The sequence below is a fragment of the Halorubrum sp. CGM4_25_10-8A genome, assembly GCF_005435025.1.
Taxonomy (GTDB): Archaea; Halobacteriota; Halobacteria; order Halobacteriales; family Haloferacaceae; genus Halorubrum; species Halorubrum ezzemoulense.
The window spans coordinates 1-26,756 of sequence record NZ_SGTX01000004.1; the positions used below are offsets into that span (position 1 = coordinate 1).

Consider the following 26,756-nt stretch of genomic DNA (forward strand, 5'->3'; position numbering starts at 1 on the left):
CGCCCATACCGCCGCCCATCCCTCCACCCATGTCGCCGCCGAAGGGATCGTCGTCGCCGTCCATACCCCCGGAACCGTCGTCGCCGGATCCGTCGTCGTCGAGGAACCTGTCGAGGACGCTCGCACCGACGAGCCCCAGCGTGGCGACTGCCCAGACGGCGGTTGGAGCTCCCCACACCGGTAGTTCGAGGCCCATTACCGTGTACGACCCGCAGAAGGCACTTCAATTCACCCCTCAAAATATCAACCGTGAGAAAGCATGCCGTCGGGCGAATATCAGACGTTACAGGAGTATATGCGGAGAACTGAGACGGGACCGGACCGGCCGCCGATCGGCGCTCAGATCGCCCGCTCGAAGCCGTCGGCGGCGCGGACGACAAGCCGACCGTCCGAGCGGAGCCGAACCGTGCGGCCAACCGCGTCGCCGACGTCGCTGGCGACGATCGGGACGCCGGCGGCGTCGAGCACCTCGCCGACCCGCTCGACGTTCCGCGGACCGACCGCGTCGGTGAGGTCGAGCATCTCGGCGCCGCCGGCGACCCGCGCCTCCAGACGGCGGGGGTCGGCGCCGGCGTCGTCGAGCCCCCCGATCAGCGAGTCGATCCCGGTGTCGACGTACTTCGCGGGCCGCGAGGCGGCCGTCGTCCGTCCCTCGCCCGCGGGCAGCATGGCGTGGAGGAGTCCGCGGACGCCCGCCCGTCGGTCGACGAGCGCGACCGCGACGCAGGAGCCGAGCCCGCTGGTCGTCAGGATCGCGTCATCGGCGGTGACCGCGAGCTCGCCCACGCCGACCTTGATCCGCCCAGGGTCGTCGGAGGCCGCGCCACCGGTGACGGCGGCCGGGTCGGCGACTGCGTCGCTCTCCGTCCGCTCCGGCGGGTCGTCAGGCCCATCGTCGGAGAGCGAGCGGGTCACGGGTCGGAAAGGTGGTCGAGCGCCCGAGCCAGTTCGCGCTCGTCGGGGAGCGCGTACACGTCACAGCGCGCTTGGATCCCCTCGGTCTCGATAGCGGTGTCGATCACAAACCCGTAATCCTGTCGCTCGCTCAGCTTCGCGACGAGCGGGCTGATCGTCGAGGCGCCGATGTCGTGGACGAACTCCGGCGGCGAGTGGGTGATCGACGTGCCGAGCACGTTCGCCCAGCCGTCGATGAACCCGCTCGTCATCACGTTGCCGAGCTCGCAGAGCGCGTTTTGGGCCATGTCGCCGAGCGGCTCGTCGGGCTCCATCGGGAGCATCGCATCCGCGACCGCCGCCGCCGAGGACTCCTCAAAGAGGATCGCGAGGTAGCCGCTCGGCTCTCCCTGGAGCTCAAACACCGTCCCCGCATGGGGCTCGGTGCCGACCTCTGCGGGCACGTCGGCGAGCGGGACGAACCGGAGCCGGCTCACGTCGACGCTCGTCTCTAACCCGGTCATCATCGCGATGTTGTCGGCGGCGTTCGCCGACCCCTTCTTCGCCAGCGACGAGAACGTCGACAGCGACTCGTACGGCACCGCCGTGCTCGCCGTGCCGCCGGCCGCCTCGCCGCCGGCCGCTGCCGCGGGCGCCGTCTTCCCGACGATGAGGTCGCGGAAGGGCCCCGAGTCGGGCAGCATGTAGATGGAGAAGTCGAGGTCGGTCGTCGTCGCGTCGAGGCGGCTCTCGAAGAGGAACACACCGTCCCCGGCAAGCGCGCCGTCCGGCAGCACCGCTGCGCCGTCCGCCTCGAAGTACCGCGGCGGCGACATGTCGATTGCCTTCCCGAGGTAGTTCGCCCAGCCGTCGAGGAAGCCGCCCAAGGCGATGTTGCCGACCTCCGTCACGGCGCTGCGCTCCATCGACTGCCCGCCGGGGAGAAGCGAGAGCAGGGCGTCGGCGTTGACCGCGTCGAACGCGAGGACCGCCTCGCCGTCTAACCCGCCGCGGAGCCCGACGCTCACGCCGATCGACTCCCGGCCGGCGAACGACTCGGCGAGGTCCTCGCCGCTGGCGACGCTCGCGCCCGTCACCTCCACCGCGAGGTCGGTCCCAGTCAGGTCCGAGAGCGCGCCGGCGGCCTGTTTGGCCCCTCGTTCCGCGAGGCGGTTACAGGCGCCGAGCGCGCGGACGTCGACGCGCATTATACCGCCGAGCCGATGGCGTCGAGCACGTTCGGCTTCTGGAACGGCTTCGTGATGTACCCCTCCGCGCCCGCCTTGATGGCCGCCTTCATCTTCTCCTCCTGCCCGACACTGGTACACATGATCACCGTCGCGTCGGGATTGTCTTCGAGGATCTCCGTCGTTGCCTCAATACCGTCGCGGATCGGCATCACGATGTCCATCATCACGAGGTCTGGCCCGTGTTCCTCGTACATGTTGACCGCCTCTACGCCGTTCTCTGCCTCCCCGACGATCTCGAACTCGCCCTCGAGGATCTCCCGGAGCAGGTTCCGCATGAACTCCGAGTCGTCGGCGATGAGTACCCGCGTAGCCATTGTTGTCTGAAACCGGGCGCAGCGATCACTTAATCGCTCCCCCGCGGTTCTCAGCGATGAGAACGGAGCTGTCACGAGTCGAGCGCGGCGCGGGCGCGAGGAGCGACGAGCAGCGGCGGAAAAGCCCGAGGCGGCGGCTCGTGCGAAGGCCGATGGTCGGAGCGCCGGTCAGACCTAGTGCCTGAGGAGGTGGACCGCGCCGACGAGGACGGCCCCGCCGAACGCCTCGTGGGCGCCGAACGGGAGGGGATCAGCCCCAAGCTGCGCGAGCCGTCGTCGGTCGGCCCCTCGGACAGCGCGCCATCGCCGTCGGTCCCGTTGGCGGCGTGCTCGCTGTCGGGGCCCTCCCCGTCGTCGGATGCCGTCTCGTCGGTCGACTCGCCGTCGTCGTCCGGCCCGTCAGCCGCGTCGTCGTTCGCGGCGCTGGCGGTCGTCCCTCCGTCGCTCGTGTCGATCACGAGGTAGAAGCGCCCGGGCGCGTCGGGCGTCTCCAGTTCGGTCGCGTCGGCGAGAAAGAGTGTGACGTCCTCCGGGTCGGCCCGCGACAGGTTGAGCCGCGAGGCGGGCTCGTTGATCCCGGGGTTCGTTTGCCTGACGCGGAGCGACACCCCATCCTCGGCGGTCAGGAAGTCCCTCAGCACGCGGTGGTCGACCGTCTGGCCGGCCTCGAGCGGGCCCGCGTCGCGCGCCGCCGAGAAGTGGAACAGCGCGCCCCAGATGCCGGTCGCCTCGGACCCGAAGACGATCCGGTTGCCCTTCGTCACCGCGGTCCGGTCAAGCCCGTTGGCCTGGAGCCCGGCGAGCGACTTCGTGTCGCCGTTGCTGTCGCTGTCGATGGCGGCCAGGTCGATGCTGGTGAACACCTCGATGTCGTCGTGGAACGCCGGATTCTCCAAGCCGAGGTCGGCTGGACGATGCCCGACCCGTCAACGGCGAGGGTGCCGTCAGTGATCGCGAGCCGGTACCGCTGCGAGACGAGCGGGCGAACGAGCCTGGCAGCGGCCGTCGCGCCGGCGAAGCCGCTGACGTTGGCGAGGGAAGTCGCTGTCACATCGCCGTCCGCGTTCCTGAACGTGAGACCACACGAGGCGTCGTCGCGGGTGCAGCTCCGCCCGTTGGTCTGGTTCGTCCCGATCGTCCGGGTGTTGATCGTTATCGTCGTCTGGGCAGTGATCTTGATCACGTCGACGTACCCAACCGACTGGCCGGTGTCGCTGAGCCGGTTCCCGCCGACGAGCAGGTACGCCACCCGTTGGGGTTGTTCGCTGGGTGGCGTATCTCGATCGGATCGCCGGCCACGGGGGTGTAGGTCGCCCGGGAGAAGCCGCCGCTGATTATCAGGCCGTGTAATGAGGCCGGCGAACTCGGCCGCCGAAATCGAGAATCACCCGACCCAAACGCCTCTGCCGGTCCGAAGAATTAAGCCCTGCGGGAGCCCGAATCACGGCAATATGCCATCGTGTCCCCGCTGTGACGCACCGGTCGACGACAACGCGCGGTACTGCGCGCAGTGTGGCGCCCCGCAGACAGAGGACGCGGCTGAGGAGCTAGACGAGTACGTCCAGCGGCAGGCGGAGCAGGTCGCCGGATCCGACGGCGGGGGCGGCGGAGGCAGCGGATCGAGCGGGACCGACGTTTTCCCGTCGACAGAGGAACTCACCGACCGCGAACAGCTGTGGCGGCGGGGGTCGTATGTCCTCGGCTACGGAACGATCGTGATCGCGATGACCCGCGTGCCGGCGGCCGAGTCGTGGCCGCTGATCCTCGCCAGCGTGGCGATCTTACCGCCGATCCGCCGGCTCACCGCCGAGCCGCTGGGCAGTCCACTCAAACGCGAGGTGATGGCGGGGATATACGCAGTTTTCGCAGTCATCGGGATCGCGTTGTTCGTATTGTTGGGGTGAGCCAGTGGGTGGCAGTTTTGTGAGGAATTTCGCCTACCCTCCGTCTTTAGTTACGGTTTTCGCAGCATATTGTTGATGGATTGCTATCTTGTGACTTCGGTCTGTCGCGGGTGAATTCTATTCGGCTTAGAGAGACGTTCAAATCGGTACTCAGCTTTGAACGTTGTCGTGTTGACACTATTGGACCCGAAATCGGAGGAAAAGACGTTCTACGAGGAGTTTACGGTATCGGCCGAACTGGAGAGTGATTCACAGAGGATAATGAAGGCAGCGTTCAGGGCGTTTGAACCTCTAGTGGAAAGTGGAGCGTCTGCGGCTGAACTCCCTTTTCCATGCTCACACCGTCTCAGCCGCCATTTTCGGTCGATTAAGTGTTAGATACTCAACGTTCAAAGCTGAGATCGGTAGTTGTAGCTACTCAGGGGAATACAGTGACTGTATCAACAGTCTCCTACCGAAGAGCGAGAGGAAAAAATGACGGCGTTATCAGCTGTGTTGGCGCCGGGAAATGAGCCCAACGATTAGCAATGCTATGAGGGCAGCTACAACCCCAAATCCAGGCGTTGAGCCGTCCGTATCTTCTCCTTCGTCTGTTTCATCCTCTCCGCTTGCGGAGTCTTCGTCAGCGCTATCACTTTCATCGTCACTTCCCATGCCGTCATCAGCACCCTCGTCACTATCCGTGTCATCTGTCTCGTCACCATCATCTGGGATCTCAACGGTCAGCGTTCCAGTTTGACTATCCGATTCAGTCATAACGGTGTACTCAAGGCTGCCTTCGATTCCCGACGTGTTGATCCCAGTAAATGTAACAGTCGTGCTACCCTGTTGGTCAAGTGTTACTTCTTGAGTGGCGACCGTGTCGTTCCCAACACGGAGTTCAACATCCTGAGTGCTGTCGCTGTAGCGGCTCGTTGTGACTGTCGTGGATACATTGAACCGTTCACCTTGCGTCACAGTGATATTCTGCGGATCAAGGTTTGAGAGGGAGAACGTAGTCGGGAGACTACCGCCGCCACCACCGCCGCCACCGCCACCACCACCACTGCTGTCATCGTCGTCCTCATCAGTGGTCGAAGATTCGGCGACTGCGAACGGTGAGAGACCGCTACTGGTTGCCGTCAGCCTAACGTCACCATTAGTCGGAGTTGCGTCGGTAGCAAGCTGTTTCCACGCGCCATCAACGTAGTGTAGCAGCACGGCGTTTTCTGTAGCGATTCCTACCTCGTCAAGCCGAGACTGACTGATCGTTACTGTGACCTCTGTGTCTTCACTCACACTGGAATCACCACTAATGTCAAGATATGTCGCAACAGAATTATCCGGGGTTGGTGCTCCTCCAGTGGGTGAAGATGACTCAGTGACCGACACGTTCTTTACACCAGAATCAGACGGCAGGCGAACACTCACGTTGCGGACATTACCGTCTCCTGTGAGCTGAACATTAGTACGCCCGTCATCAACAGAGTTGCTTCCGCTGCTGATCGCATTAATGACCTCAAAGTCGACTCGATTTGAGGACATCCGCGTTGGTTCTCCTTCAACCATTGCAACGTGAACAGCGACGTATTCACCCGGGGCAAAGTTCTCAAGTGTGTCGACAGTTAGGGTAGTATCGCTCCCTGCTTGTTTCGAGGTTACAGAGGCATTTATTCGTGAATCGCCCACAGAATCGGTCTGCGGTTCGCTAAATTCACCCTCATTCGCAAGGAACGTGATAACGTCAGGAAGTGCGTAGACGCCCGATCGTTTGTTTGAGGTTAGAGTGCGGCCAAATGCTGACACATCATCTTTCGTCCGCTGAACACCATTAACCTCGTCAATTGAGTGTTCGATTTCGAATTCATCTGGTGTCGTATCAGCGTCGATGTCACTAGGGGCTACAAGAGTTAGGTCTTCGCTGGCTACTTGTGATTCATTCCAAATTGCGACAGCATGCTCGATGTCACTGCTTCCTAAGTTAGCGTTAACATCGAATGTCACACTATCGCCCGCCGCATATGTTTCGCTAGCACGTTGGACACCCAGCGTAGATGCCGTCTCTTGGACAATCGCAGAGTCAACGCCAACAACGCTCACCTCACCCGGAACAGTAATGTCGCCGTTGTTGACGACGTTGAGTCCTTGGCCGCTGTTCGTAACTACTGCCATGTAGAGATACGACCCTGGCTCAGCGTTGTTGATTGTGAAGTCGGCCCCGCCGTTCGTTACCTGCTGGGAGCTAACATTGTCAAACGTGACATCGTCGCTATCTGCGTTGTCACGAATGAACTGACGGAGGGTATCAATATTAGTCGTGGATGGGACTTGTGTGTCTGTGGACTCGATCCTCGCAGAAATGAGATGAACCTGTTCGTTGTCAAGGTTATTAATTGGATCAAAGCCCAAGTCGATTGTGGCAGTATTCTCATGTACAACCAACCTGTTAATCCCTAGGTCGACCTTAACTCTTGGATTGTCGAGGCGTACACTGGTGTCCATATTTTCTACCGCTGTTGCAATAGCATTGTTTTGGCTTCGATCTACACGAAGCGTGAATGGTGCGGAATTCCGAACATCAACACTCTGCGTTACGTTGATAAAATCGCCAGACTGTTCAACCGGTTGACTGGTGGTGGGCGGATCATCTATTGCCTGAGGGGCTGGACCGACTGCTCCAGCAGCTCCTGCCACTGGGGACATGAGCATAACAGCAGTAATAACGCCCACAAACAACTTGTTGAGTGGCATACTAATTCGAATGTCACGCGGGGACATATTAATTTCTTTGGAGGGGAGTGCGTCGCAGTAGAAAGATAGCACCAGAGGTCGCACGATGCCGAAAGATTCAGTACCCCGATGGATCTGAATTGAATTATGTCACGAGTTTTGTTCGTTGCCCTCCTTGTTGCTTTAGCGAGCCTCTTTGGCGCAACAGCAGTCGTACAAGCGAACGGCTCAGATGTCATAACGGTTGAAAACGGAGAAGTTGATGTGCCGGACCGGCCCGTAGAGATTGACCCATTCGGATCATACAACGTGTCATCGGTTGCCCCCATTAAGCCAGGTGAACAGATTGAAGTTTCTGTTTCAAAGAACACAGATGAGCGATTTAATCTGTACTTGTACGACGCCAATAAGAATCCGGTGAAATCAACGAACACGACAGAATCTACTGTTACGTTTGATTCGGACGATCTCAGCGCTGGAACCTACATACTTGCGTACTTTTCTAATGAAACGTTGCAGACAGTTCAACCAGTTGTGATTCAAGGGTATGAGACAACGGTCACTGCCCCGTCAACAGTTGCGGTTGGTGACAATGGTTCAGTAAACGTTACTCTAACAGCGTATGATGGTTCGGATGAGCCATCGATCGAAAGTGTCGGAGTGGTACTCGTAGATGGCGAGCAAGGAGAGCCGATTCCAGCAACTAAAGAGGGAGACACGTACACAGCACCACTTGATGATGAGTATGAGCCTGGCGACTACCGCCTGTACGCTGTCGTGAATGGGTCCGGTCAGGTTGCTGGACAGTTCTCGAACATTCTCTCCGTGAGCGATGAGCAATCGCTGACTATCACTGAAGAAACGGCAGATGAGTCAGGAGACACCGGAAACAATGGTGGTAGCGGTGGCGGTGGCGGTGGTGGTGGAGGTAGTGCTGCTCCCGTGGACAATACGACATCTGAGAGTGTGAATGAGACGACTAACGCCACCAGTGAAAACAAGTCAGTCGAAGTAAACAGTACTGGTCAGAACGTCTCGAACACGACTAAAAGTAATGTAACAGCAGACGGAGAAGCGAATACCACCAACGCTACAGGCAGCGAGAAGTCTGACCCGAGTGGAAACGTTACGGGAAGTACACAAGACACTGGAGACAATAGTAGCCAAGTAACTGAACCATCGGAACCAAACCCAGATCAGAATACCGACGAATCAGTTCCACTAAATGGTCCTACGCTGCTGCTAATTTCGCTGTTTGTGATTGGAGCGGTGACACGGCTCAGAAATTGACATCCTCCTCCGCGTGAACGCGGAGGAATCCCGAGCGGTGGGTGTTTCAGGTTCACAGTTCAGTCACTCAGCTTTGAACGTTGAGTATCTAACACTTAATCGGCCGAAAAATGGCGGCTGAGACGGTGTGAGCACGGAAAAGAGAGTTCAGCCGTAGACGCTCCGTTCTCCACTGGAGGTTCAAACGCCGTGAACGCTGCCTTCATTATCCTCTGTGAATCACCCTCCAGTTCGGTCGATACCGTAAACTCCTCCTAGAACGTCTTTCCCTCCGATTTCGGGCCCAATAGTGTCAACACGACAACGTTCAAAGCTGAGACAATCACACAACTCCCACACCTTTCGGGCACGGGTAGCGTGGAAGAGGCGCGTCAGGGCCGGAAAATTGTCAACCAGTTGCTTCAACGTCGATCCAAAGATGGAGGTTACGATATGCGTTCTCACTGGTGGGTGTATCTGGCAGACTGCCATTATATAAGAGGTACTGAACCCGAAGGTTCTCACCAGTCTGTGGTGGGCGAAGGGTATGTTGCTGATGCTGGGTCTCGTTGTGAGGGACCGTCACCTCAAACCGATCAATTTCGGTCCGATCAAGTACAGTTGTTGAGTTGTCTGTCGTATTGACTTCTTGTACTTGGACAACAACAGTATACGTCGTCGATTGATACTCATTGTTTCCGATTCCGACGATCAGTTCTGCTGTCTCGCCTCGTGTCATCGTTTCAGGATATCCGTCGGCAACGAGTTCACCATCAGGATTCTCCGTAAGGAGGTAAAACTCCGTGAACTGCTCGCCTTGAGGTGGAACCGCAACCGCATAGCCAACGCTGCCGATAGCAAGTAGTACCGAAATGGCGAGTACAATATTGAGTGTGCCGTCAACCCGATCATCCGGATCAAACAATTCTTGTTTTGTGGCACCGATCCAATCGGGATAAGGGACAACGAACCGCTCGTCTGGCGGCAGTTCCCAGCGGCGTTGTGCGGCAACAGCGACACAGATGAGTGTGAACCCAGCAACGCTCGTCGCAATTGGGACAAGCCGGATTCCCCATGGTGTGAAGTTCAAGATGAGCCCGATCAGCGGCACAATCGCAATCGAGAGCCCAAACGAGAGCGCCGTCCGTTCGATCCTGTCGATCCCTGAACTATCAGTCGGGTCAGAGTTGACCGTTTCTGTATTGCCGTATTCTGCGGCTGCCTCAGTACCTGGAACTGGCTGCGGTGTTGAGTCGTCGGTACTCGCTGTTTGCTTTGATTGCTCGGCAGTTTCGACCGGTGGAGACTCCGATCCGGATTCTGGAAAGAGCGCGGCAATGAACGCATATCCAGGGAGAAACAACACGAAAGTGAGCCCGAATCCGACGCGGAGTGGCGTCTCATTGATTACGGGTACGAAGACAGTCGCAAGCGTCAACAACGTCAGGATAACTACCGCAGCGAGATCAGCTGGCAGTCGACGAATAGGATGTGGAAGAACGAGCCAAACATCCTGACGATCCACCATGGTGCTCTGAAATGGGACAGAAGACAAAAGTCACTCGGTCAGCGAATGCGTGGCCTACGTCTTTAGCCGGGAGAGCCAGCACCAGAGGATTGATGCCGGAGGATACAGAGACACGAGTAATGGGACTCGGGAAGCGACGCCAGTTTCTCTACGGGGTCGTCGCGTGGATGCTCAGTGTCATTGTCTTGTTGACGGCGCTTGAATCGTTGACACTAGAGCTCTTTTTTGTGATGTCGCTTATTGGACTGTTAGTCGTCGTTGAACTCACAGCCCCATTCAACGTGACACCACGTTGGCGGCGCCGTCTTCTGCCTGTAATTGCGATTGGACTTGCGGGGTTCGGATATATCGTTATCAGACGCATCTTGGAGATTCTTCCAGAGGGAGTCATATAGATGCGTAGACCACCGGTCCCACGTCTCGTATTGTATGCGCTGATTCTCACGCTCAGTGTGGCAATCGTCATCGCAGCGAGTACAAGTACGGCTACATTCGGCGGGTATAACATCGACTGGGACGGAACGAGTGAGTTTCGAGAACTCGCAGATCAACAAAGCGAGTCACAGATCGCCCTCGAAACGACAGCCTATGAGCGTTCTAACACGAGTGAAACAACCGCAATTATTCTCGCTCCCGAAGAACCCTACACAGCAAACGACTCACGGCGTGTCCGAGCGTTCGTACGGTCGGGTGGTACTGTTGTCATTGCTGATGACTTCGGTTCCGAGGGGAATGCGTTACTCTCAGCGGTCGGTGCGGATGCCCGGTTTAACGGGACACAACTACTAGATGAACGTGAGTACTACCAAGCGCCCTCACTCCCAGTAGCGACGAACATCACTGACTCACAGTATACCTCTGACGTTGCGCAGCTGACGTTGAACGGCGCAACGGCAATCGACGCCAACGGATCAACCGTACTCGCCACAAGCTCGCGGTTCGGCTATCTCGATCGAGACGGAACAGGAGGATTATCGCCGGGCGATGAACTGAGTACCTATCCGGTAGTGACCGTCGAATCCGTTGGTGATGGACGCGTGATCGCGGTGAGTGATCCCAGTGTGTTCATCAATACAATGCTAACGCAGCCCGACAATGAGGCGTTCGCGACGGCACTCTTGGAGACACGCCAGCAGACGCTGCTTGATTACTCGCGAGCTGGTGAACAACCACCTCTATCTATCATACTCTTGGCTGTTCGGTCATCAGTAGTGGTTCAGATGGGTATCGTCGGGGTTGGGATTGGATTCGTCTGGGCGTACGGTGTCTTCGGTCGGTTCACCAGCCGATCGATCTGGGGTGGGCTACTCGAGATAGTACCGGAGCCCCTACGTGACCACTTCCCAATATGGCTTCGTGAAATCACTAGTGGCGACGAGGATACGCCGACGGAACTTATTGATGAGGACACGCTCCTCAGATCGCTCAGTCAGCGACATCCCGAGTGGGATGAGACACGACTTCGGCAGGTGATGACAGATGTTTTATCCGAGCGCTCACGAACCGAAGATGATGAGTAGTCCGGAGGGGGTGTATGAGGCGATCTGTGAGGCGACCAGTGGGGTCGTCGTCGGAAACGAAGACATTCTGGAGGGGCTTACGATAGCACTACTGACAGACGGCCACGTCTTGCTTGAGGGAGTTCCCGGTGTCGCAAAGACTACCATTGCCAACGCATTCGCGCAGGCAACAGGCTTGTCGTATAGCCGGGTTCAGATGACACCGGATATGGTTCCGGCTGACGTCGTCGGAACAAACGTATACCGACAAGCAACAGGGGAGTTCCAACTACGGAAAGGCCCGGTGTTTGCGAATCTTGTCGTGGCCGACGAAATAAATCGGGCAACCCCGAAAACACAAAGCGCACTGTTGGAGGCGATGGAAGAGTCAACGGTTACTATCGACGGCGAAACACTCTCGTTGCCAGCACCGTTCATGGTGATTGCGACACAGAACCCAATCGAAATGGAGGGTGTCTTCGAGTTGCCTGAGGCCCAACGGGACCGATTTCAGTTCAAATACACTGTCGATATTCCCGACCGAGCAGAGGAACGAGAAGTACTCAACCGATTCGATAGTGCGCCGGCGTTGGATGCGGAGACAGTCTCACAAGTCGTTGACTCAGATGAGCTTGCGGCCGCACAAGACGTTGTCACAGACGTGTTCGTTGCTGAGTCGGTCAAAGAGTACATCCTAGATCTCGTCGCTGCAACACGAGAGGCAGCCACGCTCCAGTATGGTGGCTCACCGCGGGCCACACTGGCGTTTCTCCGCGGGAGTAAGGCCCGGGCAGCGATCCGAGGCCGTTCGTATGTCATTCCTGATGACGTGAAAGCGCTCACAGAGCCCGTGTTCGTCCATCGAGTCATTCGGACGACTGATGCGGAACTTGCCGACCAGTCTGTCACAGCGATCATTGAGGAGATCGTCGATGGTGTGATGCCGCCAAGCGCAGATCTCGAGTTCGACGCGAACAGCCAACCACAGGCACCCGATGGCGGCTCAGAACTCGACGAAGAGTAGTCCGGGACCGCTACACAGCAGGACTGTGTGGAGACCACCGGCTTCAGGTCTCATTTTGAGTGTCGTACCGACAGGTGATCGCGAGCGGATCATCGTCAGTTATCTCGACACGGACCGGTATACTAAGCGTTTCAACCAGACTGACAGCCAGAAATGAGGGAATCGGATGATCAATTCCCGTGGGATCACCGAGCCCGGCACCAACCACTTCGAAGGTGACCCGACCTGTGTCGGTATCGACCGCGTACTCAACCCCATCAGCGAGTTCAAACAGTTCAACCAGCGCATCGGCAGCCGTCGCCGCAATCGTGTGCGGAGTCTCGCCGAGTGGCTGGCTGCGGGTGTCTTCAAACGCCTTGAAGAGTGGTCTCCCAGTTGGATGGAAGGCGACGCCACCCTGCTCAGGTGTCTCGGGAACGACAAACAGATCCGATAGTGCTGAATCAGGTGGAAGCGGCCGGTCCTGGTAGCGTGGAACGAACAATCGGACGTCATCTGTCGGCACATACACCGGATCTCCTTCCAAGCCAAGTTCATCCACAGTCGCATCGCGATCGGCTCGGAGCGCTTGGAATAAGCGCGCACCGACGCGCGCGGATACAAATCGTTCTGGGGTTAACACGAACGTAAGCACGCCGGCGAAGACGCCTGTTCCGCCGAGAGCGAACAGGACAGCCCGAGCGTCTGGAAAGATGAGCCCACCGGCGATCCCGGCGACACCAACAATAAACAATCCGAGTGCGGTCCGTCGATAGGTGGCCTGTTGGGCGCGGGCATACTCTTCACGGAGTTGGCGATTCTCCGCTTCGAGGACAGCAAGTTGTCGCCGGAGATCAGCTGGTGACGTCTCCTCGGGTGATTCCGACTCCGTCACAGCTGATCGTGTTGCGTCTGTCTCTCCGGTACTGGCCATTCCGTCGCTGTCCCTTTCGAGACTGGTATGTTTACCTTTTCGGCTCGCTTTCGTCGTTGGTTGAAGAAGGATTGCTCTGGATCTCGTCAGTCTCGCTCAACTCAGAGGCTGGATCAGTATCAGGATGTGTGTCGGGAACAGAAGTCTCACCGGCTGTCTCATCAGTTGACACAGCAGTTGTCGTCTCAGCACCACTAGCCCCGTCAACTGACGGTGTGTGATCCAAAGCGACACGACCGAGCTGTACCAACGTCACCCGCCGGGCAAGATACGTCCCCACTATGACAGCGACACAGAGGAGCCCACCTGCCACGACGAGCCCCTCACGGAGTCCAATAGCAACGACAGCCACGAGTAAGCCATACGTCGGTAGCGTGCCGATAAATACTGCCCACCGCTGGTGACATCGGGCAGGCTCAGTAAGCACACAGAGCAACGCGAGTTGCGTCACACCGACAAGCAGCGTGTCTTCGAGAGAGATCGTGGGAAAAACGGCAAGCTGGCCTGTAGCGAAGGCAATCGGTGCGGGGAGCACCCCTGCGACGAGTAACAACGGAACGGCAATGAGGAGTTCACGCGTCATCCCGGTAATAGCGATAACGCCGAGGAGGATAACCAGCGCACCGATACTGACGGGATCGCGAGCTCGAAGTGATCCGATGGGCGGGTCCATACGCGACTGTGGTGTGTCCGTGTGAGTCATCGGGTAGTTGAACTCATCCGACGGTGTGCGAGCACCGCATCGACACGGCTGTCTGGTGCGATTTCGAGTGCTGTCATTCGGGGATGCGTATCGAGATCCTGGCGGAGTGTTTCAAACGTTCTATACTGGTCGTATGCGACATCGAGATCCGTCAGCCCAGCCGGTTCGAACAGACATTGGGGAGTCAAAAACAGGATCGTCCGGCCACCGCCACGGACAGCAGCCTTCGCCGCCTCCGTTACTGTGGTCGGATCTGTATCACTGGTAACGATAACGAGCACGTCGTCGGCGCCGACTTGGTTACGAACGCTGCGGACAGTCCCGACAAGTGGGTCATCACGGATTCGTGTCACATACGGGTCCTGATCACGCAGATACGCTCCGAGAATCCGCGCAAATGGTGTCTCATCATCAGTGAGGCGATCACTCCGCTCACGGGCCTCACGCGCCGTCCGTCCACCTGAGGATGAGTCGGCGGTGGTCGGGACGAGGTCATACAGTCGAGACTCGATCTGTGCGTACGTCTGATCGCTTGTCCCAGATTGAACGATATTCGTCAGGCCGTCATCACCGACCGTGCGTAAGCCAAGTGGGTCATCACGAGTAGCAGCCGCGCGTGTGATTCCGATTCCCACCTCACGGGCGTACTCCAACATCGTCTCTCCGTCACGGCCCACCCCCATCTGTGAGCGGTGGTCGATGATAAGCGTCGTCCGCCGATCGGTTTCTCCTTCGGTTTCTCTGATATAGGTCTCTGCGAGCCGCGCCGTTGCGTTCCAATCGATCTGTTGAACATCATCACCGGGGACGTACTGTCTGAGTTCCCGAATTGTCACGCCAGGACCAGGACGATCCGATTGGTGTTGCCCATAGGCGCTGTCAACGCGTTCACCACCCCGGCCGACATGGAGGTCCGGCGTTGGTGGACGGACCGTTACCGTCGGTGTGGTCTCCCACTCAACATGCGTCTGATACAAACCTAGCGGATCGTGTAGAGTTATGATTGGCTTGGGGAATTCAAATCGACCCGATATCGAGGCGGTAACGGTGAACTCCGTCGTGTCTTCTGTGTCACCTGGCGCTAGCGAGAGCGTCTGATCGCCGGCTTCGGTGGTGACGCCCGGTGGTGTGGTCGCCTGAACGGTCACCGGGAGGGTAGTACGAGTGTTCGGTCGCGATAGCGACACCGTAGCTATAATCGGCGTATCAACAAGTGTATCATCAGCACCGAGCGTGTAGGTTACTGTCGTTCGGTCGTATGCCTGCGTAAATGTCCGACCCGCAACCGCGGCGGTGGCAAGAATCCACGCGCCGAGTCCCGCTGCCGCAAGTAGCAACGCCGGTCGTTCAGCAAGCACACCGATGATGACGAAGACAAGACCGCTTCCGGCCGTTGCCCACCAGCGGTCTGTGACGTCCATTGGGTACATCTCAGTTTCAATTCAATTCAAACTTGGCTTCCGATCTGGCCGTTCATCTTTGAGGAAGAGGAACATTCAAATCACCTGACGGCTGGTATACTGGTGTGTTGGCTCGCCGTCGCCGCTACAGCGCACTCGCCGCTGCGATCATTCTTGTCAGTGTCATCGCCGGTGGGGTTGGAGCAACCCCAGCTCCAGGGCCAGAAAGTTCGGCCACGAACGGGACAGCTAATGAGACGGCCAACGCCACGCCCCCGCACCAGAACCCCGAAGTCATCTCTGAAGCTGGTGACGACCAACGCGTCGCAAGCCATCTCGCGACACAACTAGGGTCACGGTTGAATCTGAGTGCGGCCGCACTCAGCGAGGGTGAGTACGCGGAGGGTCGGCTACCACTCGAAGCCGAAGAATATGCTGTCCTTCTCGAGCGGTATTCGGCCGTGGCTGCTGACATTGGTGCCGAGGAGACAGCGGATCGGTTCAATCTAACTCGTGAACAGCAGCTACAACTGACAGATTCAATCGAGGAATTGGAAATAACTGGCCAAGAGTATCAGAATGCGGTCGACAACGGGAGTGATGAAAAAGCACGGCAATTGGCACGTGAACTCCTAACGACTGCTGAAGAGCTGAATCAAACGACAACGGAGCTCAACGAACAGTACGACGCACTCGAAACAGAGACTGAAATCGATTTCAACGCAACACAGGAGTCGATCTCCGTCGTTCAACAAACGGTCCAGCGAGCGGCAGCTGGCGTCATCGACCGTGAGTTTACTGAGACGAACATAACTGTCGAGACGAACCAAACAACGGTCGCCGCAAGCGATCCACTGCGTGTTTCCGGACAGCTGACCACGGTCGATGGAGCGCCAATCAGGAACGCATCGGTAAGCGTTAGCTTAGGTGAAGATTCCATCACGACACGCACGACCGAGACTGGACAGTTCGAGACGACATACCGACCACTGCTCGCCTCGACAAGTGTGAGGAACCTCACAGTAGCATATACGCCCACTGGGAGTGAGCCGTATCTTCCAGTTACGGAGACGGTTGCCGTCTCGATCACTGAGCAGGCTGCGACATCGGTCGAACTCGAGAACACGACTCAGGCGGCCGCGTTCACCGAGCCAGTTCAGGCCACTGGACAGGTTATGATCGCAGCCGAATACAACCGATCGCTTGCGGGCATTCCCATTGTTTTGACACTCGACCAGCAGCGGATCGCGACTGCCGAAACCAATGCTAGTGGTCGCATTACGCTTTCGGGATCGATGCCGGAGACAATTCCAGCCGGTGATGCTAATCTCCAAGTGTCAATCGATCGGCGTGAGCTGGCGATCGAGCGGTCGATGGCAACGGCACCGATCACCGTTCGATCGACCCCAACAGACCTCTCGATTGACCCGACCGTCACCAGCACGAACGAGACTCGGAATGTAACGGTGGGTGGGCAGTTACGGACTGCCGATGGTGACCCACTGTCCGATCGATCTATTCGTGTCGCGATCGGAGAGACTACTCTCGGTACTGTCGAGACGAATGCGAGTGGGGGGTATCAGGCTACTTACGAGCTTCCAGCCGGTCTTCGTGGCAGTGACATCACGGTGACTGCGACCTTCGAGGGTACTGGCACGAACCTAGAGGCGAGTGCGGCTCAACAACGCGTGCCACTTCCAAGCGCCGGAGTTGGAGTCGGCAGAGTCCTCGCTGGTGTCGTTGGTGGTGGCCTCTTAGTCATGAGTGTTATCGTGGTGTTGCTCGCTTCGCGTGGCGTTGATCGAGAGTGGATCACGCAAACCTGGGCTCGAGTTACCGATTCAACGGACCCGGCCGCAGACTCCGAGACAACGACAACCACCGCGTCGTCTGCCACGACTGGACTGTCGGATAACGGCCAGATAGAGGCGGTCACGCAGGCATCATTACATTCGGCCCGTGAAGCGCTGGCTGCTGGCCACCCAAATGTTGCCGTCCAGTCTGCGTACGCAGCCGTCCGGTCACGGTTACAATCTAGTGACTCACTGTCGACCCCACAGACTCATTGGGAGTTTTATCGCCAGTTACATGCCGATCATGAGATCAATACGGCACAGTTAGCACAGGTCACAGAAGCGTACGAGACCGCTACGTATTCGGCAGACGGACTGTCATCGGATGCGGCTGCCGAGACCCTCTCAGCAGTAGAGGAACTGATCGGCGACTCGGGGACGAGTTCTACCAGGTGATATCCCGCAAAAGAATTCTATTCAACGGCGTTATATGTTGTCCAAAATTAAATCAGAATAGATGTTACCGTGGGGACATGCTGCGTTCGGCTACCTCATCTACTCGGTGTATGCTCGCTGGCAGATCGGGCATCCGCCGATCGGCTTGGCCGTCTTCGCACTTGGACTTGGAACACAGTTTCCCGATCTGATTGATAAACCGCTGACGTGGACGATCCCACTGCTCCCCTATGGACGGAGTCTGTCTCACTCATTAGTGACGTTCTCAGTGGTCGTACTCGTTCTGCGGAGGCTCACTCAGTACTCCGATCAGCGTACACTCGTCAGTGCGTTCGCGATTGGCTACGTCTCCCATCTGGTTGGAGATGGCATCTATCCAGTGCTTACACAGGAGTATACCGGACTCGGGTACTGGCTCTGGCCTCTGACTTCCGTGCCGGAAGGTGAATCCCGGAGTTTCATCGAATTCTTTCTCACTCTTGAAGCGACACCGATGGTGGTGTTTGGGGGTGTCCTCACGGTTGTGGGTCTCGTGGTGTGGGTGTATGATGGACTACCTGGAGTAAAGGACTTGTACGCAGAGTATGTCCGGTGAATTACAGATGAGTTCGATGAGCGACTCACCCGTTGTCCAGTGTACGGAGGTTGTTCGAACGTACACACGCGGCAGTACTGGAGGCCTTTTCTCACGACAATCTGGGACGTCAGTCACGGCTGTAGATGCCGTTTCGATGGCGGTCCAACGGGGTGAGTTAGTCGGCCTCGCGGGCCCTAGTGGAAGCGGAAAATCCACATTGCTTCATCTACTGGCTGCGCTCGAGACACCCGACACTGGCAACGTCGCGATTACTGGTATGAACACCAGTTCGATGGGCGAACGTGGACGCACCGCCATCAGGCGCGATCACGTCGGAATTGTGTTCCAACGGTTCCACCTCCTCCCGTCGTTGACAGCGCTTCAAAACGTTGCGCTGCCAATGATCGAACAAGGCAGTGGGAAACGAGAGCGGCGACGCCGAGCACAGTCACTACTCGAAGACGTTGGACTAGGCGATCGACTCTCACATCGCCCAGCAGCACTCAGCGGTGGTGAACAACAGCGGGTTGCTGTCGCGCGGGCTCTTGGCGGGGACCCAGATCTCGTGATCGCTGACGAGCCAACCGGTGAGCTCGATTCGACGGCCAGCGAGGCAGTCTTAGATTTGCTCGCGGACGTGGCTGCCGATCATGCTGTCGTTGTCGCGTCACATGACCCGATGGCGATCGATCGGATGGACCGTGTACTCCGGCTCCGTGACGGGAGGCTCACTGATGGGTAAACGAAGTAGTCACTTCGGGGTTGGTGTCACCCAGACCGTTGGCCGACTACGGACTGGTGAGAGTCGGCGGCTCCTGTTGAGCGTGTGTGGCGTGGCGCTCGCTGTGGCGTTGATGATCAGCGTGACTGGCGTCGCGGTCAATTTGGCTGGTGGATCGACGATTCAGGGTGATGATGTGGATTATTGGATCGTTCCCGACGGTGGATCGGTCAGCAGCGTCGCCGTCTCCGTGGAAGGCCCCCAGCTTGGTGCTGTTCATGAGACCACAGCACGGCTCCAAGCTGATGAGCGAGTGACCTTTGCCACGCCAGTTGAACTTCAAATTCTTCAGATTGACACGGACACGACACCCGAATACGTCTTTGCGGCGGGCGTGATTCCACCGGAGAGTGGCGAGCGCCTGTTAGGGCTGCCAACCAACCAGCTTACGCCGGGCGATCCACATTACGCTGATGGGGAGTATACTGGTCCCTGGACGGGCGAAGCGATCGTGAGTGGTGCCGCCGCCGAAATTGTGGGGCTTGAGCAGGGTGATACCATCCATCCCGCCCGAGCAGGGCAGAATCAGACATTCACAACGACTGCCATTGCCGACGGCGATCTCTCTGGTGGCGTAGGCCCCGTCCCGCTGATTGTGGTCCATGCGAGTGAGCTTCAGACACTGACAAACACCGCACGCCAGGATTCAGCCGACCAGATCCTCGTCAGTACAAACGATCCAACCGTCGAATCCACACTAGCGGCGGCATATCCGGAAACACAGGTGTTGACGCGGGCGGGGCTGGGTGGAGAAGACCTTTCTACATCAAGCCTGCCGGTTGCTGTCGCCGTCGCTGCCCTCATCGCAACCGTCGCAATCGGTACGCTGTTCGTTGCAACACTCGTTGGGTTAGAGACAATTGCTGCCCGGGAGATGATCGCCGTTCAAGGGGCGCTTGGCATATCGACATCCTCACAGATGGTCATCGTGTTCGCGCAGACACTCACCATCGCCGGGCTCGGCGGGTTCGTCGGCACTCTGGGTGGGGTGGCTGGCCTCCAAGTATTGAACGTCGGCGCAACCATCTTTGGCTCCGTTAGCCAGATCGCGGCGTTTCACCCCGCCCTGCTCGCCTACGGCCCCGGTGTCGCCTTCGCAATTGGTGTGTTGGCGACGCCGTATCCCGCCTGGATCGCGGCACGAACCGACCAGCTCGAGGTGCTTAGCTAATGCGTGGGGTGTCCCGCTTGCGAGCGGTCACCGGTATTGGGCTGACACAGTTGCGGCAGCACCGCACCCGGACGCTGTTGGCGATTATCGGGATTGCGCTGGCGGTGTTGTCGGTTACGCTACTTGCCGGAGTGGGGCTTGGCGTCGTCGAGACGGGGCAAGAACAGTTCGATGCGTCTGGCCGTGACCTATGGGTTACTGGCGGCCCTGTCCAGCTTGCGCCGGGAACTGTCGGGGGCTTTGAGAACACGGTCGTCGATGCGCATTCGGTTGCGGCCGCAATCGATTCGCGTGAAGACGTGACAGCGGCGGTGCCGATGGCGTATCAAACCGTCTATGTGAGCACGAGTGGGGACGAATGGGAGACGATCGTTGGGGTTGGGTCCGGCGTTGGACCTGCCGTGGAGATCACAAACGGGACACAGTTCCAACAGGGTGACGTCCACTATGCGAACGGGACCTACGCTGGCCCGATGACTCACGAAATCATTATTGATCCGCGGACGGCCGAACTGCTTGATGTCGGTGTTGGAGACTCCATCTATGTCGGCGGGACGCTCTCGTCAGCCCGAGCTAACCAGTTTGAGATTGTCGGTGTTTCACCAACCTTCTCACGGTTTCTTGGAACGCCGTCCGTAACGCTTCACCTGAGTGAGCTCCAAGCGGTCACAGGGACTACCGCAACTGATCGGGCGTCACTCATTACGGTGAGTCTCAACGCAGGTGCCTCTCCAAGTACCGTTTCGAGCGCGATTGAAGCCGAGTATCCCGAATATACGGTTCGGACGAATAGCGAGCAGTTGGAAGCCACACTCGAACGGCAGGCCGTCTTGCTCGCGAGCGGCGGGAGTCTCGTCGTGCTTGGTGTTCTTGCGGGACTCGCGCTCACGGCAAATCTCATGGTGTCGGTGGTGTATCAACAACGACAGGAGCTGGCAGCACTCAAAGCGCTTGGCTCACGGACCTCAACGCTTGTCGGGGTAGTGCTTACACAGGCGTTGGTGCTTGGTGTCCTTGGAGGGGTCGTCGGGGTGGTCGCCACCCTGCCGCTCGTTGAACTCCTCAATCTTACCGCTGCTGCTCTCGTCGGCTTTGAGGACGTGGTCCGGACTCCACGGTGGTTGCTCGGTGCCGGGCTCGCGATCGCTGTCCCGATGAGTCTGGCTGGGTCACTGCTAGCTGGCTGGCAGATCGCGTTGTTGTCTCCAGAAGAAGGATTAGAGTGAATTGCGGCAAGAACGTTCTTCTGCCCGGGGTTAGAACCAATAGGCGTGTTCCCCCACGGACACTTACTCGTCGCCCTCCTACCGGTGATAGCGTACGTCGCCGTTCGTGATCGACACCTACCGACACGTGGAGTGGTGTTTGTGACCGCGGTCGGCAGTCAGTTTCCGGATCTCGTGGACAAGCCGCTCGCACACCAGTTCGGGGTGCTGCCAAGCGGCCGGGTCTTCGTACACTCGTTGCCGTTCGCGCTCCCAATCGCGGCCGGTGTGCTTGCGTACGGGCACTACACCGAGCGGCCGCGCGTCGCCGGCGCGTTCGCCGCCGCATACCTGTCACATCTGGTCGGTGACACGTACCGGAGCCTGCTCGCGGGACAGGTGCCGCCAGACCTGCTGTGGCCGTTTGTCGCGGCGCGGCCGCGCCCCACCGTGCCGTTCTGGGCGGGCGTTAACGGGATCAACGTCCGGCTCTGGACCGCCTTCTCCGCGGTCATACTCGTGGTGACGCTGGTCGTGGTCGCACAGGACGTCAGACACCAGATCCGCAGCACAGCCCGCGCGTAGCGCCGGCTCCTCACCGTCAGAGACGGAGCGTGTGACAGTCTCTCTTCATCAGAGATGTTGTTCAAGCGAACCCGAGTTCACGAGCGGCGTTCGCCGAAATAGTGATCCCTCGCTCTCCGTATGAGACATGACTGGAGACGGATTCGCTGATAAGTTTGTGAAGATCGACGATATATGACTTCGGGCGCTCCTCTTGGATGCGTGTCGTTGCCTTCGTCTCAAAGTGTAGGCCACGGTGCGCGACGTACACCTCGACAAACCGACGCCGGATCGACTCGGGACTCTCCCAGACGACCGCCGGGACGGCATCAAGGGCGGTCTTTGCGCCCTGTGGGGCGCCCATGGCGACGAGACACCGCCCGAGCACCGAGGCGGAGACACATCGAAAACGAGGCCACGTCCAGACGGCGACGGATATCTACCGAGCGGTTTCCGAGGCGATACGCGAAAACTTGGACCAGGTTGACGACAGCAGCGGATACTACGGCCGAGAGGTGGAACGTGCTATCGAGTCGTATACAGAGACAATCGCAGAACAGGACCTCGGCCACGAGCGAAAGCGGCCGTACATCCAGTATCTTTGTGAAGAGTTCGTCGGGGCAGACTACGGCTTCGCCAGCGACTACTACGACGACGCGCTCCGAACGCTCTGTACGACGGACGCAGACCTCGAATACTGGCTGGAGCAACTCGACGCACACATCTCCGGTGTCACACTCGACGCAGTACTATCGGGAGAGTCGTCCTCGAAAGCGGACGGCCGCCGAGATGAAACTGAAGACGGCGTCGATACAGCGGCCGAATCAGCGAGCAACGACAAGTCGACTATCCACTCCGAGCGGACGGACGACGTTCTCTACGTATCTGATTTCACTGACGGACCGCTCAGTACCGACGAGTTCACCGGTGGAGCAATAGACGTCGAACACTTGGCCGTCGGGACACTGAAACTCAAGTACTTCGTCGGTGACGTGTTCGAGAAGTTGCGCATCGATGAACCGACGACCGTCGAGAGACACACCGCTAGCGTCGAACCGACCGAATCAGGAACGAGAGACACGAACGTATCGTCGTCACTCCAGAAGCGGCGGATATTCTCGACCTACGTCTACATCCTCGAGGAACTCGGCCGCGAAGACGCCCTCTCGCAACTCTACGAAGAGATCTATCTTGAGAGCAAACGGTTTTGTAAAGAGCACGCCCGACAACTGGTTGACGAGGGCAACAAAGACCGTGCGATCGAAGTCGTTGAAGATGGTATTCATACGTTCCGATCGCCCCGTAACCTTCGTTGGCTCGCTGCCGACCTCTACGAGGACCGGAATGTGGACGAGTACCGTACCACGCTGAAACAGTTGTTTCTCGATCATACGGAGTGGGCCGCGTACGATGACCTGAAGTCAGTCTGTGACGATCAGGAGTGGCAGTCGATCTACGAGGAATTTGAACGGCATTTCGAACGGGACGATAGAAAGGACCTCGTCGCACTGTACGTCCACGACGACGATCTGAAAAAAGCGTTCGTCGAACTGAAAGAGAACGCAGATCTCTCGTCAGTTCGCCAGTACCGTGATCCGGTCGCAGCCACTGCGCCGGTCGAGTACTTCGAGCTCTACCGGGAGCTGCTCGTCCCGTTTGCCGCCAACGACACGGGGCGACGCCACTACCGAGACATCGCCGACCACCTAGAAGAGATACAAGGATTGGTCCCCGAAGCGCGGTTTGAGGGGTTCGTCGATTTCCTGAAAGACAAGCACTCGAACCGCCCGGCGTTCTTGGACGAACTGGAGAAGGCCGGGTTTTGAGCAACGCCGTGCTGTTCGCTGAGAGTTCACTTGTCAGCTACCCACCACTGAAGCGCTGTCTTTTACCCACAAGTTCACTGAGTCCCAAACAGACGTTTCAGACGCTGTCGAACCCAATCTATTCTCGGAAGATCGAGGTGAGGAGTGAATCGGGCGATGATATCGGCAGTGGGGGGTTGCTGAATGTGGTAAGCGAGATGAGCAAAATCGTCTCATAGGAGTGTTAAATCTGTAGATATCGAGGCTTCGGTCGGACTTATTGACCGCAACAACAACTCGATCTGTGGGTAAGAGACAGAGCTAAAACACGAGGCTTGCTCCTCGATTCTCCGTCACGAACCGGGGAGCGACACCGTCGAGGCGTACGTCGATGCCGTCGAAGTCGCCGCAGACGGCTACATCTCGGCTCTCAATCTCGCCGAGGTTCACTCTATCGCATCCGTCTTTAGCTAAGAGAGAAACCGCGTGACAGCAGCGGCTTATCGAGGCTTCTTTTCGAGAGGAATGAGGAGGCGGCAAGTGTACACCAAGACGCCTCCTCATCGAGAATCATGCGTCGGCTCACTACACTGTTTCCCTCCGAGTTCCTCGAAGAGCATGCCGAGGAACTCGGCGTGGTCGAGCGTGAGGGGAAGCTTCAGGTTCCTGTTCTCGTGTGGGCGCTCGTGTTCGGCTTCGCCGCAGGCGAGAGCCGAACACTCGCCGGGTTCAGACGCTGCTACAACTCGACAGCTGATGAAACGATTTCTCCCGGTGGCTTCTATCACCGGTTGACACCAACGCTGGCGGAGTACCTCTGCGACCACGTCGAGCACGGCCTCGACGAGGTCGCTGTTCCTGACACCGTTGACGCTGATATCGACCGATTCAGGGACGTGATGATCGCCGATGGAACGGTATTGCGGTTACACGAGTTCCTTTCTGATGAGTTCCAAGCCCGTCACGAGGAGCAGGCTGGAGCGAAGCTCCACCTGCTCCACAACGCTACTGATGAGACGATTGAACGGATCGACGTAACGGACGAGAAAACGCACGACAGCACGCGGTTCAAGACGGGATCGTGGCTGCAAGAACGGCTCGTTCTGTTCGATCGAGCGTACTTCAAGTACCGCCGCTTCGCGTTGATCGATGAGAACGACGGCTACTTCGTGAGTCGGCTGAAAGAGAACGCGAATCCGCTGATAACGGAGGAATTGCGGGAATGGCGCGGCCGCGCCATTCCCTTGGAGGGCAAGCGGATCCACGATGTGGTCGATGATCTCTCGCGGAAGTACATCGACGTAGAGGTCGAAGCGGAGTTCAAGCGGGGCCAGTATGAGGGGACGCGGTCGCTGGATACGAAGCGATTCCGCGTCGTCGGGGTCCGCGACGAGGACGCCGACGACTACCACCTCTACATCACGAATCTGCCGAGAGAGGAGTTTTTCCCGGCGGATTTAGCAACGCTGTATCGGTGTCGGTGGGAGGTAGAAACGCTGTTTCGTGAACTGAAGACGCAGTACGAGTTGGACGAGTTCGACACAAGCGACCCAGATGTAGTGAAAATTCTGCTGTATGCGGCGTTGCTGTCACTGCTGGTGAGTCGTGAGCTGTTGGATCTGGTCACCGAGCAGGCCGACGACGAGATCGTGTTTCCACCGGAACGCTGGGCGGCGACCTTCCGGTCGCACGCCCAGCTCATCCTCCATGAACTCGGTGAGTATCTCGGTTACTCGCCACCGCCGTTGCTGGAGCGGCTGATCGAGGACGCCCAGAAGATTCACCAGCAACGACCGATCGTACAGGAGACGCTCGCTACCGCTACACAACCGAGGTGTGAGTCTTAGCTAAAGACGAATGGTTGTCGGCTTCATCCACGGGGTCAAGCCCCGTGGCATTCGCCTCGACAGCCTGTAAACACCCCAAACCAGCGGTGCGGGGCCGTGGAAGTCTTTGCCGTTCAGGGCGGAGAGGGTGTCAATTTGGGGTGCTGTTGACGATGCTGTTCCAGTCCGTTCGCGGGATCAGATGGACTGCGGTGAACGGTCGGCTGTCCGGGGTGTCCAGTTGTGGCTCGGTGACTGCGGGACTGCGAGCTTGCTTGAGTCCGATGTTGGCAGGTCGATTCTCTTCGAGCGTCAGCTCGCCATCGAGAATCATGACCTTGGTGTACTCTTCGTACGACGAGCACTGCGGGACGAAGGCTGTCCGAAGGAGTGACGGTCGCTCTGCGGGCGGGCAGCGTCCGTCGTGTTCCGTTATCCACGCATCGTAGCGGGGCCCCTTCTCGATTGTACTGTTCCAGCGTTCGGATTGGGTGGCTCCCGTTTCGAGGATATCGTTCTCGAATTGGGTTTCAGGCTCGTTGCTATCGCGCACTTGGTGTCGGTCACCGAGGTCGGCCTCTTGATCGGACGCGGGTGGGAGCTCAACAGAGAGGATCGGTTCAACAGGCGCCGGTTGCTCGTCGGTTGTTGCGACCCACACGCATGACTCCGTACAGGTCCGCTCGTTGCCGTCCGGGGTGAACGGAGCTGGCTGGGTGTAGCACTCTGCGCCTGCTGTCGTCCGCATCACCACTGGGCACTCGAGTAGTGCCCGAAGTCTCTCGGCATGTTGTGCGGATGTGGTTGCGATATGGACTGGCTCTGCGGCGGCGGTGAGTTGGCCGACAGTTTTGAGCACCACTCCCGGCTTGATGACGTTACTGGCGTTGGCGAGGACAGCAATCTGCGGTCCAGCGCGGGACACGTGGAAGCTAACTGGACCTCGTTGGTCGACTCGGTCGCTGTCGATCGTGTAGCCAGCCGCCCGATAGGCTGTTTCGACTCGGTTGGTCAGTATGTCGTGGTTCGCCATTGCTGACGATTCAGCGCACTCAGGGAGTCATAATAACGGATTCGAGGATCAAACGGGCGTAGAGCACGTTAAACGGGCGTTCAGGGAATCATACGACCGTACACTAACCACGTGGTTTTTATCGGCGGACAAGACGAA

Annotated in this window: 26 protein-coding genes and 1 pseudogene; 13 read left to right on the top strand and 14 right to left on the bottom strand. The window is 58.3% G+C overall.

Going from position 1 to position 26,756, the window contains the following annotated elements; translation table 11 throughout:
* The 6 genes and pseudogenes from EXE52_RS05910 to EXE52_RS18260 all read right to left on the bottom strand — a co-directional run.
* A pseudogene (locus EXE52_RS05910) lies at window positions 1–196 on the bottom strand (flagella accessory C family protein); the annotation flags it as partial.
* 143 nt (window positions 197–339) lie between these two features.
* A complete protein-coding gene (locus EXE52_RS05915) occupies window positions 340–915 on the bottom strand; it encodes a chemotaxis protein CheD (protein ID WP_049930113.1) in 576 nt (191 codons plus the stop codon).
* On the bottom strand, window positions 912–2,102 hold the full coding sequence (locus EXE52_RS05920; protein ID WP_137703504.1) for a chemotaxis protein CheC: 1,191 nt from the start codon (window positions 2,100–2,102) through the stop codon (window positions 912–914). Before EXE52_RS05920 ends, EXE52_RS05915 begins: the two co-directional genes overlap by 4 nt.
* Window positions 2,102–2,458, bottom strand: coding sequence for a chemotaxis protein CheY (gene cheY, locus EXE52_RS05925; RefSeq protein WP_006628944.1), 357 nt, complete (start codon window positions 2,456–2,458; stop codon window positions 2,102–2,104). Before cheY ends, EXE52_RS05920 begins: the two co-directional genes overlap by 1 nt.
* A gap of 71 nt (window positions 2,459–2,529) precedes the next feature.
* Window positions 2,530–3,321: a hypothetical protein gene (locus EXE52_RS05930; protein WP_158413985.1), complete on the bottom strand. Its 792-nt coding sequence runs from the start codon at window positions 3,319–3,321 to the stop codon at window positions 2,530–2,532.
* A complete protein-coding gene (locus EXE52_RS18260; RefSeq protein WP_158413986.1) occupies window positions 3,219–3,707 on the bottom strand; it encodes a hypothetical protein in 489 nt (162 codons plus the stop codon). Before EXE52_RS18260 ends, EXE52_RS05930 begins: the two co-directional genes overlap by 103 nt.
* Window positions 3,708–3,909: 202 nt before the next feature.
* Between EXE52_RS18260 and EXE52_RS05935 the strand changes: the two genes are divergently transcribed.
* Entirely contained in the window at window positions 3,910–4,362 is a 453-nt protein-coding gene (locus EXE52_RS05935; RefSeq protein ID WP_089308388.1) for a zinc ribbon domain-containing protein, read from the top strand.
* A 486-nt stretch (window positions 4,363–4,848) separates the two neighbouring features.
* Here EXE52_RS05935 and EXE52_RS05940 read toward each other — a convergent pair whose 3' ends face one another.
* Complete coding sequence (locus EXE52_RS05940) at window positions 4,849–7,092, bottom strand: PGF-CTERM sorting domain-containing protein (protein WP_158413987.1); 2,244 nt, start codon at window positions 7,090–7,092, stop codon at window positions 4,849–4,851.
* Between the two features lie 126 nt (window positions 7,093–7,218).
* On the opposite strand from EXE52_RS05940, the gene EXE52_RS05945 reads away from it, so the two are divergent.
* On the top strand, window positions 7,219–8,361 hold the full coding sequence (locus tag EXE52_RS05945; RefSeq protein ID WP_137703506.1) for a hypothetical protein: 1,143 nt from the start codon (window positions 7,219–7,221) through the stop codon (window positions 8,359–8,361).
* 388 nt (window positions 8,362–8,749) lie between these two features.
* On the opposite strand, the gene EXE52_RS05950 is transcribed toward EXE52_RS05945, so the two are convergent.
* On the bottom strand, window positions 8,750–9,868 hold the full coding sequence (locus EXE52_RS05950; protein WP_137703507.1) for a DUF1616 domain-containing protein: 1,119 nt from the start codon (window positions 9,866–9,868) through the stop codon (window positions 8,750–8,752).
* Window positions 9,869–9,987: 119 nt separating this feature from the next.
* On the opposite strand from EXE52_RS05950, the gene EXE52_RS05955 reads away from it, so the two are divergent.
* Genes EXE52_RS05955 through EXE52_RS05965 form a run of 3 tightly spaced genes read left to right on the top strand, consistent with a single transcriptional unit; the run spans window position 9,988 to window position 12,391 of the window.
* A complete protein-coding gene (locus EXE52_RS05955; protein WP_089308389.1) occupies window positions 9,988–10,263 on the top strand; it encodes a hypothetical protein in 276 nt (91 codons plus the stop codon).
* 57 nt (window positions 10,264–10,320) lie between these two features.
* A complete protein-coding gene (locus EXE52_RS05960) occupies window positions 10,321–11,388 on the top strand; it encodes a DUF4350 domain-containing protein (RefSeq protein ID WP_241988201.1) in 1,068 nt (355 codons plus the stop codon).
* The gene (locus EXE52_RS05965; protein ID WP_137703509.1) at window positions 11,381–12,391 is read left to right on the top strand and encodes a MoxR family ATPase; all 1,011 of its coding nucleotides are present in this window, start codon (window positions 11,381–11,383) and stop codon (window positions 12,389–12,391) included. The genes EXE52_RS05960 and EXE52_RS05965 overlap by 8 nt, the downstream gene beginning before the upstream one ends.
* 43 nt (window positions 12,392–12,434) lie before the next feature.
* On the opposite strand, the gene EXE52_RS05970 is transcribed toward EXE52_RS05965, so the two are convergent.
* The 3 genes from EXE52_RS05970 to EXE52_RS05980 are packed head-to-tail and all read right to left on the bottom strand — an operon-like array spanning window position 12,435 to window position 15,428.
* Complete coding sequence (locus tag EXE52_RS05970; protein WP_137703510.1) at window positions 12,435–13,304, bottom strand: hypothetical protein; 870 nt, start codon at window positions 13,302–13,304, stop codon at window positions 12,435–12,437.
* Between the two features lie 31 nt (window positions 13,305–13,335).
* Window positions 13,336–13,977, bottom strand: coding sequence for a hypothetical protein (locus EXE52_RS05975; protein ID WP_137703511.1), 642 nt, complete (start codon window positions 13,975–13,977; stop codon window positions 13,336–13,338).
* 26 nt (window positions 13,978–14,003) lie between these two features.
* Window positions 14,004–15,428 (bottom strand): DUF58 domain-containing protein, encoded by a 1,425-nt coding sequence (locus EXE52_RS05980; protein WP_137703512.1) that lies wholly within the window; start codon window positions 15,426–15,428, stop codon window positions 14,004–14,006.
* 104 nt (window positions 15,429–15,532) lie between these two features.
* Between EXE52_RS05980 and EXE52_RS05985 the strand changes: the two genes are divergently transcribed.
* The 6 genes from EXE52_RS05985 (at window position 15,533) to EXE52_RS06010 (ending at window position 21,975) form a co-directional block, all read left to right on the top strand.
* Window positions 15,533–17,656, top strand: a complete 2,124-nt coding sequence (locus tag EXE52_RS05985) for a hypothetical protein (RefSeq protein ID WP_137703513.1) — start codon at window positions 15,533–15,535, stop codon at window positions 17,654–17,656.
* Window positions 17,657–17,717: 61 nt separating this feature from the next.
* Window positions 17,718–18,251, top strand: a complete 534-nt coding sequence (locus EXE52_RS05990; protein ID WP_099288874.1) for a metal-dependent hydrolase — start codon at window positions 17,718–17,720, stop codon at window positions 18,249–18,251.
* Complete coding sequence (locus EXE52_RS05995) at window positions 18,241–18,975, top strand: ABC transporter ATP-binding protein (protein WP_308203505.1); 735 nt, start codon at window positions 18,241–18,243, stop codon at window positions 18,973–18,975. The genes EXE52_RS05990 and EXE52_RS05995 overlap by 11 nt, the downstream gene beginning before the upstream one ends.
* On the top strand, window positions 18,968–20,185 hold the full coding sequence (locus tag EXE52_RS06000; RefSeq protein ID WP_137703514.1) for an ABC transporter permease: 1,218 nt from the start codon (window positions 18,968–18,970) through the stop codon (window positions 20,183–20,185). The genes EXE52_RS05995 and EXE52_RS06000 overlap by 8 nt, the downstream gene beginning before the upstream one ends.
* Window positions 20,185–21,411 carry an ABC transporter permease gene (locus tag EXE52_RS06005; protein ID WP_094520457.1) on the top strand — a complete coding sequence of 409 codons (1,227 nt, stop codon included), beginning with the start codon at window positions 20,185–20,187 and terminating at the stop codon, window positions 21,409–21,411. The genes EXE52_RS06000 and EXE52_RS06005 overlap by 1 nt, the downstream gene beginning before the upstream one ends.
* A gap of 45 nt (window positions 21,412–21,456) precedes the next feature.
* Window positions 21,457–21,975: a metal-dependent hydrolase gene (locus EXE52_RS06010; protein ID WP_137703515.1), complete on the top strand. Its 519-nt coding sequence runs from the start codon at window positions 21,457–21,459 to the stop codon at window positions 21,973–21,975.
* A gap of 61 nt (window positions 21,976–22,036) precedes the next feature.
* Here EXE52_RS06010 and EXE52_RS06015 read toward each other — a convergent pair whose 3' ends face one another.
* Window positions 22,037–22,318, bottom strand: a complete 282-nt coding sequence (locus tag EXE52_RS06015) for a hypothetical protein (protein WP_241988203.1) — start codon at window positions 22,316–22,318, stop codon at window positions 22,037–22,039.
* Between EXE52_RS06015 and EXE52_RS18465 the strand changes: the two genes are divergently transcribed.
* Window positions 22,317–23,780 carry a hypothetical protein gene (locus tag EXE52_RS18465; RefSeq protein WP_241988204.1) on the top strand — a complete coding sequence of 488 codons (1,464 nt, stop codon included), beginning with the start codon at window positions 22,317–22,319 and terminating at the stop codon, window positions 23,778–23,780. The two genes, EXE52_RS06015 and EXE52_RS18465, sit on opposite strands and share 2 nt — an antisense overlap.
* Before the next feature lie 300 nt (window positions 23,781–24,080).
* Here EXE52_RS18465 and EXE52_RS18990 read toward each other — a convergent pair whose 3' ends face one another.
* Window positions 24,081–24,209, bottom strand: coding sequence for a hypothetical protein (locus EXE52_RS18990; protein ID WP_255510313.1), 129 nt, complete (start codon window positions 24,207–24,209; stop codon window positions 24,081–24,083).
* A gap of 122 nt (window positions 24,210–24,331) precedes the next feature.
* On the opposite strand from EXE52_RS18990, the gene EXE52_RS06030 reads away from it, so the two are divergent.
* Window positions 24,332–25,606, top strand: coding sequence for an IS4 family transposase (locus EXE52_RS06030; RefSeq protein WP_137703516.1), 1,275 nt, complete (start codon window positions 24,332–24,334; stop codon window positions 25,604–25,606).
* A gap of 130 nt (window positions 25,607–25,736) precedes the next feature.
* On the opposite strand, the gene EXE52_RS06035 is transcribed toward EXE52_RS06030, so the two are convergent.
* The gene (locus EXE52_RS06035) at window positions 25,737–26,618 is read right to left on the bottom strand and encodes a hypothetical protein (protein WP_137703517.1); all 882 of its coding nucleotides are present in this window, start codon (window positions 26,616–26,618) and stop codon (window positions 25,737–25,739) included.
* Window positions 26,619–26,756: the final 138 nt, after the last annotated feature.

Bases quoted from the DNA above. Each gene is read 5' to 3' on its own strand.
- EXE52_RS05920 (WP_137703504.1), bottom strand. From the start codon at position 2,102: ATGCGCGTCGACGTCCGCGCGCTCGGCGCCTGTAACCGCCTCGCGGAA.
- EXE52_RS05955 (WP_089308389.1), top strand. From the start codon at position 9,988: ATGGGACTCGGGAAGCGACGCCAGTTTCTCTACGGGGTCGTCGCGTGG.
- EXE52_RS05945 (WP_137703506.1), top strand. From the start codon at position 7,219: ATGTCACGAGTTTTGTTCGTTGCCCTCCTTGTTGCTTTAGCGAGCCTC.
- EXE52_RS05940 (WP_158413987.1), bottom strand. From the start codon at position 7,092: ATGCCACTCAACAAGTTGTTTGTGGGCGTTATTACTGCTGTTATGCTC.
- EXE52_RS05995 (WP_308203505.1), top strand. From the start codon at position 18,241: ATGTCCGGTGAATTACAGATGAGTTCGATGAGCGACTCACCCGTTGTC.
- EXE52_RS05975 (WP_137703511.1), bottom strand. From the start codon at position 13,977: ATGGACCCGCCCATCGGATCACTTCGAGCTCGCGATCCCGTCAGTATC.
- EXE52_RS05935 (WP_089308388.1), top strand. From the start codon at position 3,910: ATGCCATCGTGTCCCCGCTGTGACGCACCGGTCGACGACAACGCGCGG.
- EXE52_RS06005 (WP_094520457.1), top strand. From the start codon at position 20,185: ATGCGTGGGGTGTCCCGCTTGCGAGCGGTCACCGGTATTGGGCTGACA.
- cheY (WP_006628944.1), bottom strand. From the start codon at position 2,458: ATGGCTACGCGGGTACTCATCGCCGACGACTCGGAGTTCATGCGGAAC.
- EXE52_RS06000 (WP_137703514.1), top strand. From the start codon at position 18,968: ATGGGTAAACGAAGTAGTCACTTCGGGGTTGGTGTCACCCAGACCGTT.
- EXE52_RS06030 (WP_137703516.1), top strand. From the start codon at position 24,332: ATGCGTCGGCTCACTACACTGTTTCCCTCCGAGTTCCTCGAAGAGCAT.
- EXE52_RS05965 (WP_137703509.1), top strand. From the start codon at position 11,381: ATGAGTAGTCCGGAGGGGGTGTATGAGGCGATCTGTGAGGCGACCAGT.
- EXE52_RS05980 (WP_137703512.1), bottom strand. From the start codon at position 15,428: ATGGACGTCACAGACCGCTGGTGGGCAACGGCCGGAAGCGGTCTTGTC.
- EXE52_RS05950 (WP_137703507.1), bottom strand. From the start codon at position 9,868: ATGGTGGATCGTCAGGATGTTTGGCTCGTTCTTCCACATCCTATTCGT.
- EXE52_RS06015 (WP_241988203.1), bottom strand. From the start codon at position 22,318: ATGGGCGCCCCACAGGGCGCAAAGACCGCCCTTGATGCCGTCCCGGCG.
- EXE52_RS05970 (WP_137703510.1), bottom strand. From the start codon at position 13,304: ATGGCCAGTACCGGAGAGACAGACGCAACACGATCAGCTGTGACGGAG.
- EXE52_RS06035 (WP_137703517.1), bottom strand. From the start codon at position 26,618: ATGGCGAACCACGACATACTGACCAACCGAGTCGAAACAGCCTATCGG.
- EXE52_RS05990 (WP_099288874.1), top strand. From the start codon at position 17,718: ATGTTACCGTGGGGACATGCTGCGTTCGGCTACCTCATCTACTCGGTG.
- EXE52_RS18465 (WP_241988204.1), top strand. From the start codon at position 22,317: ATGGCGACGAGACACCGCCCGAGCACCGAGGCGGAGACACATCGAAAA.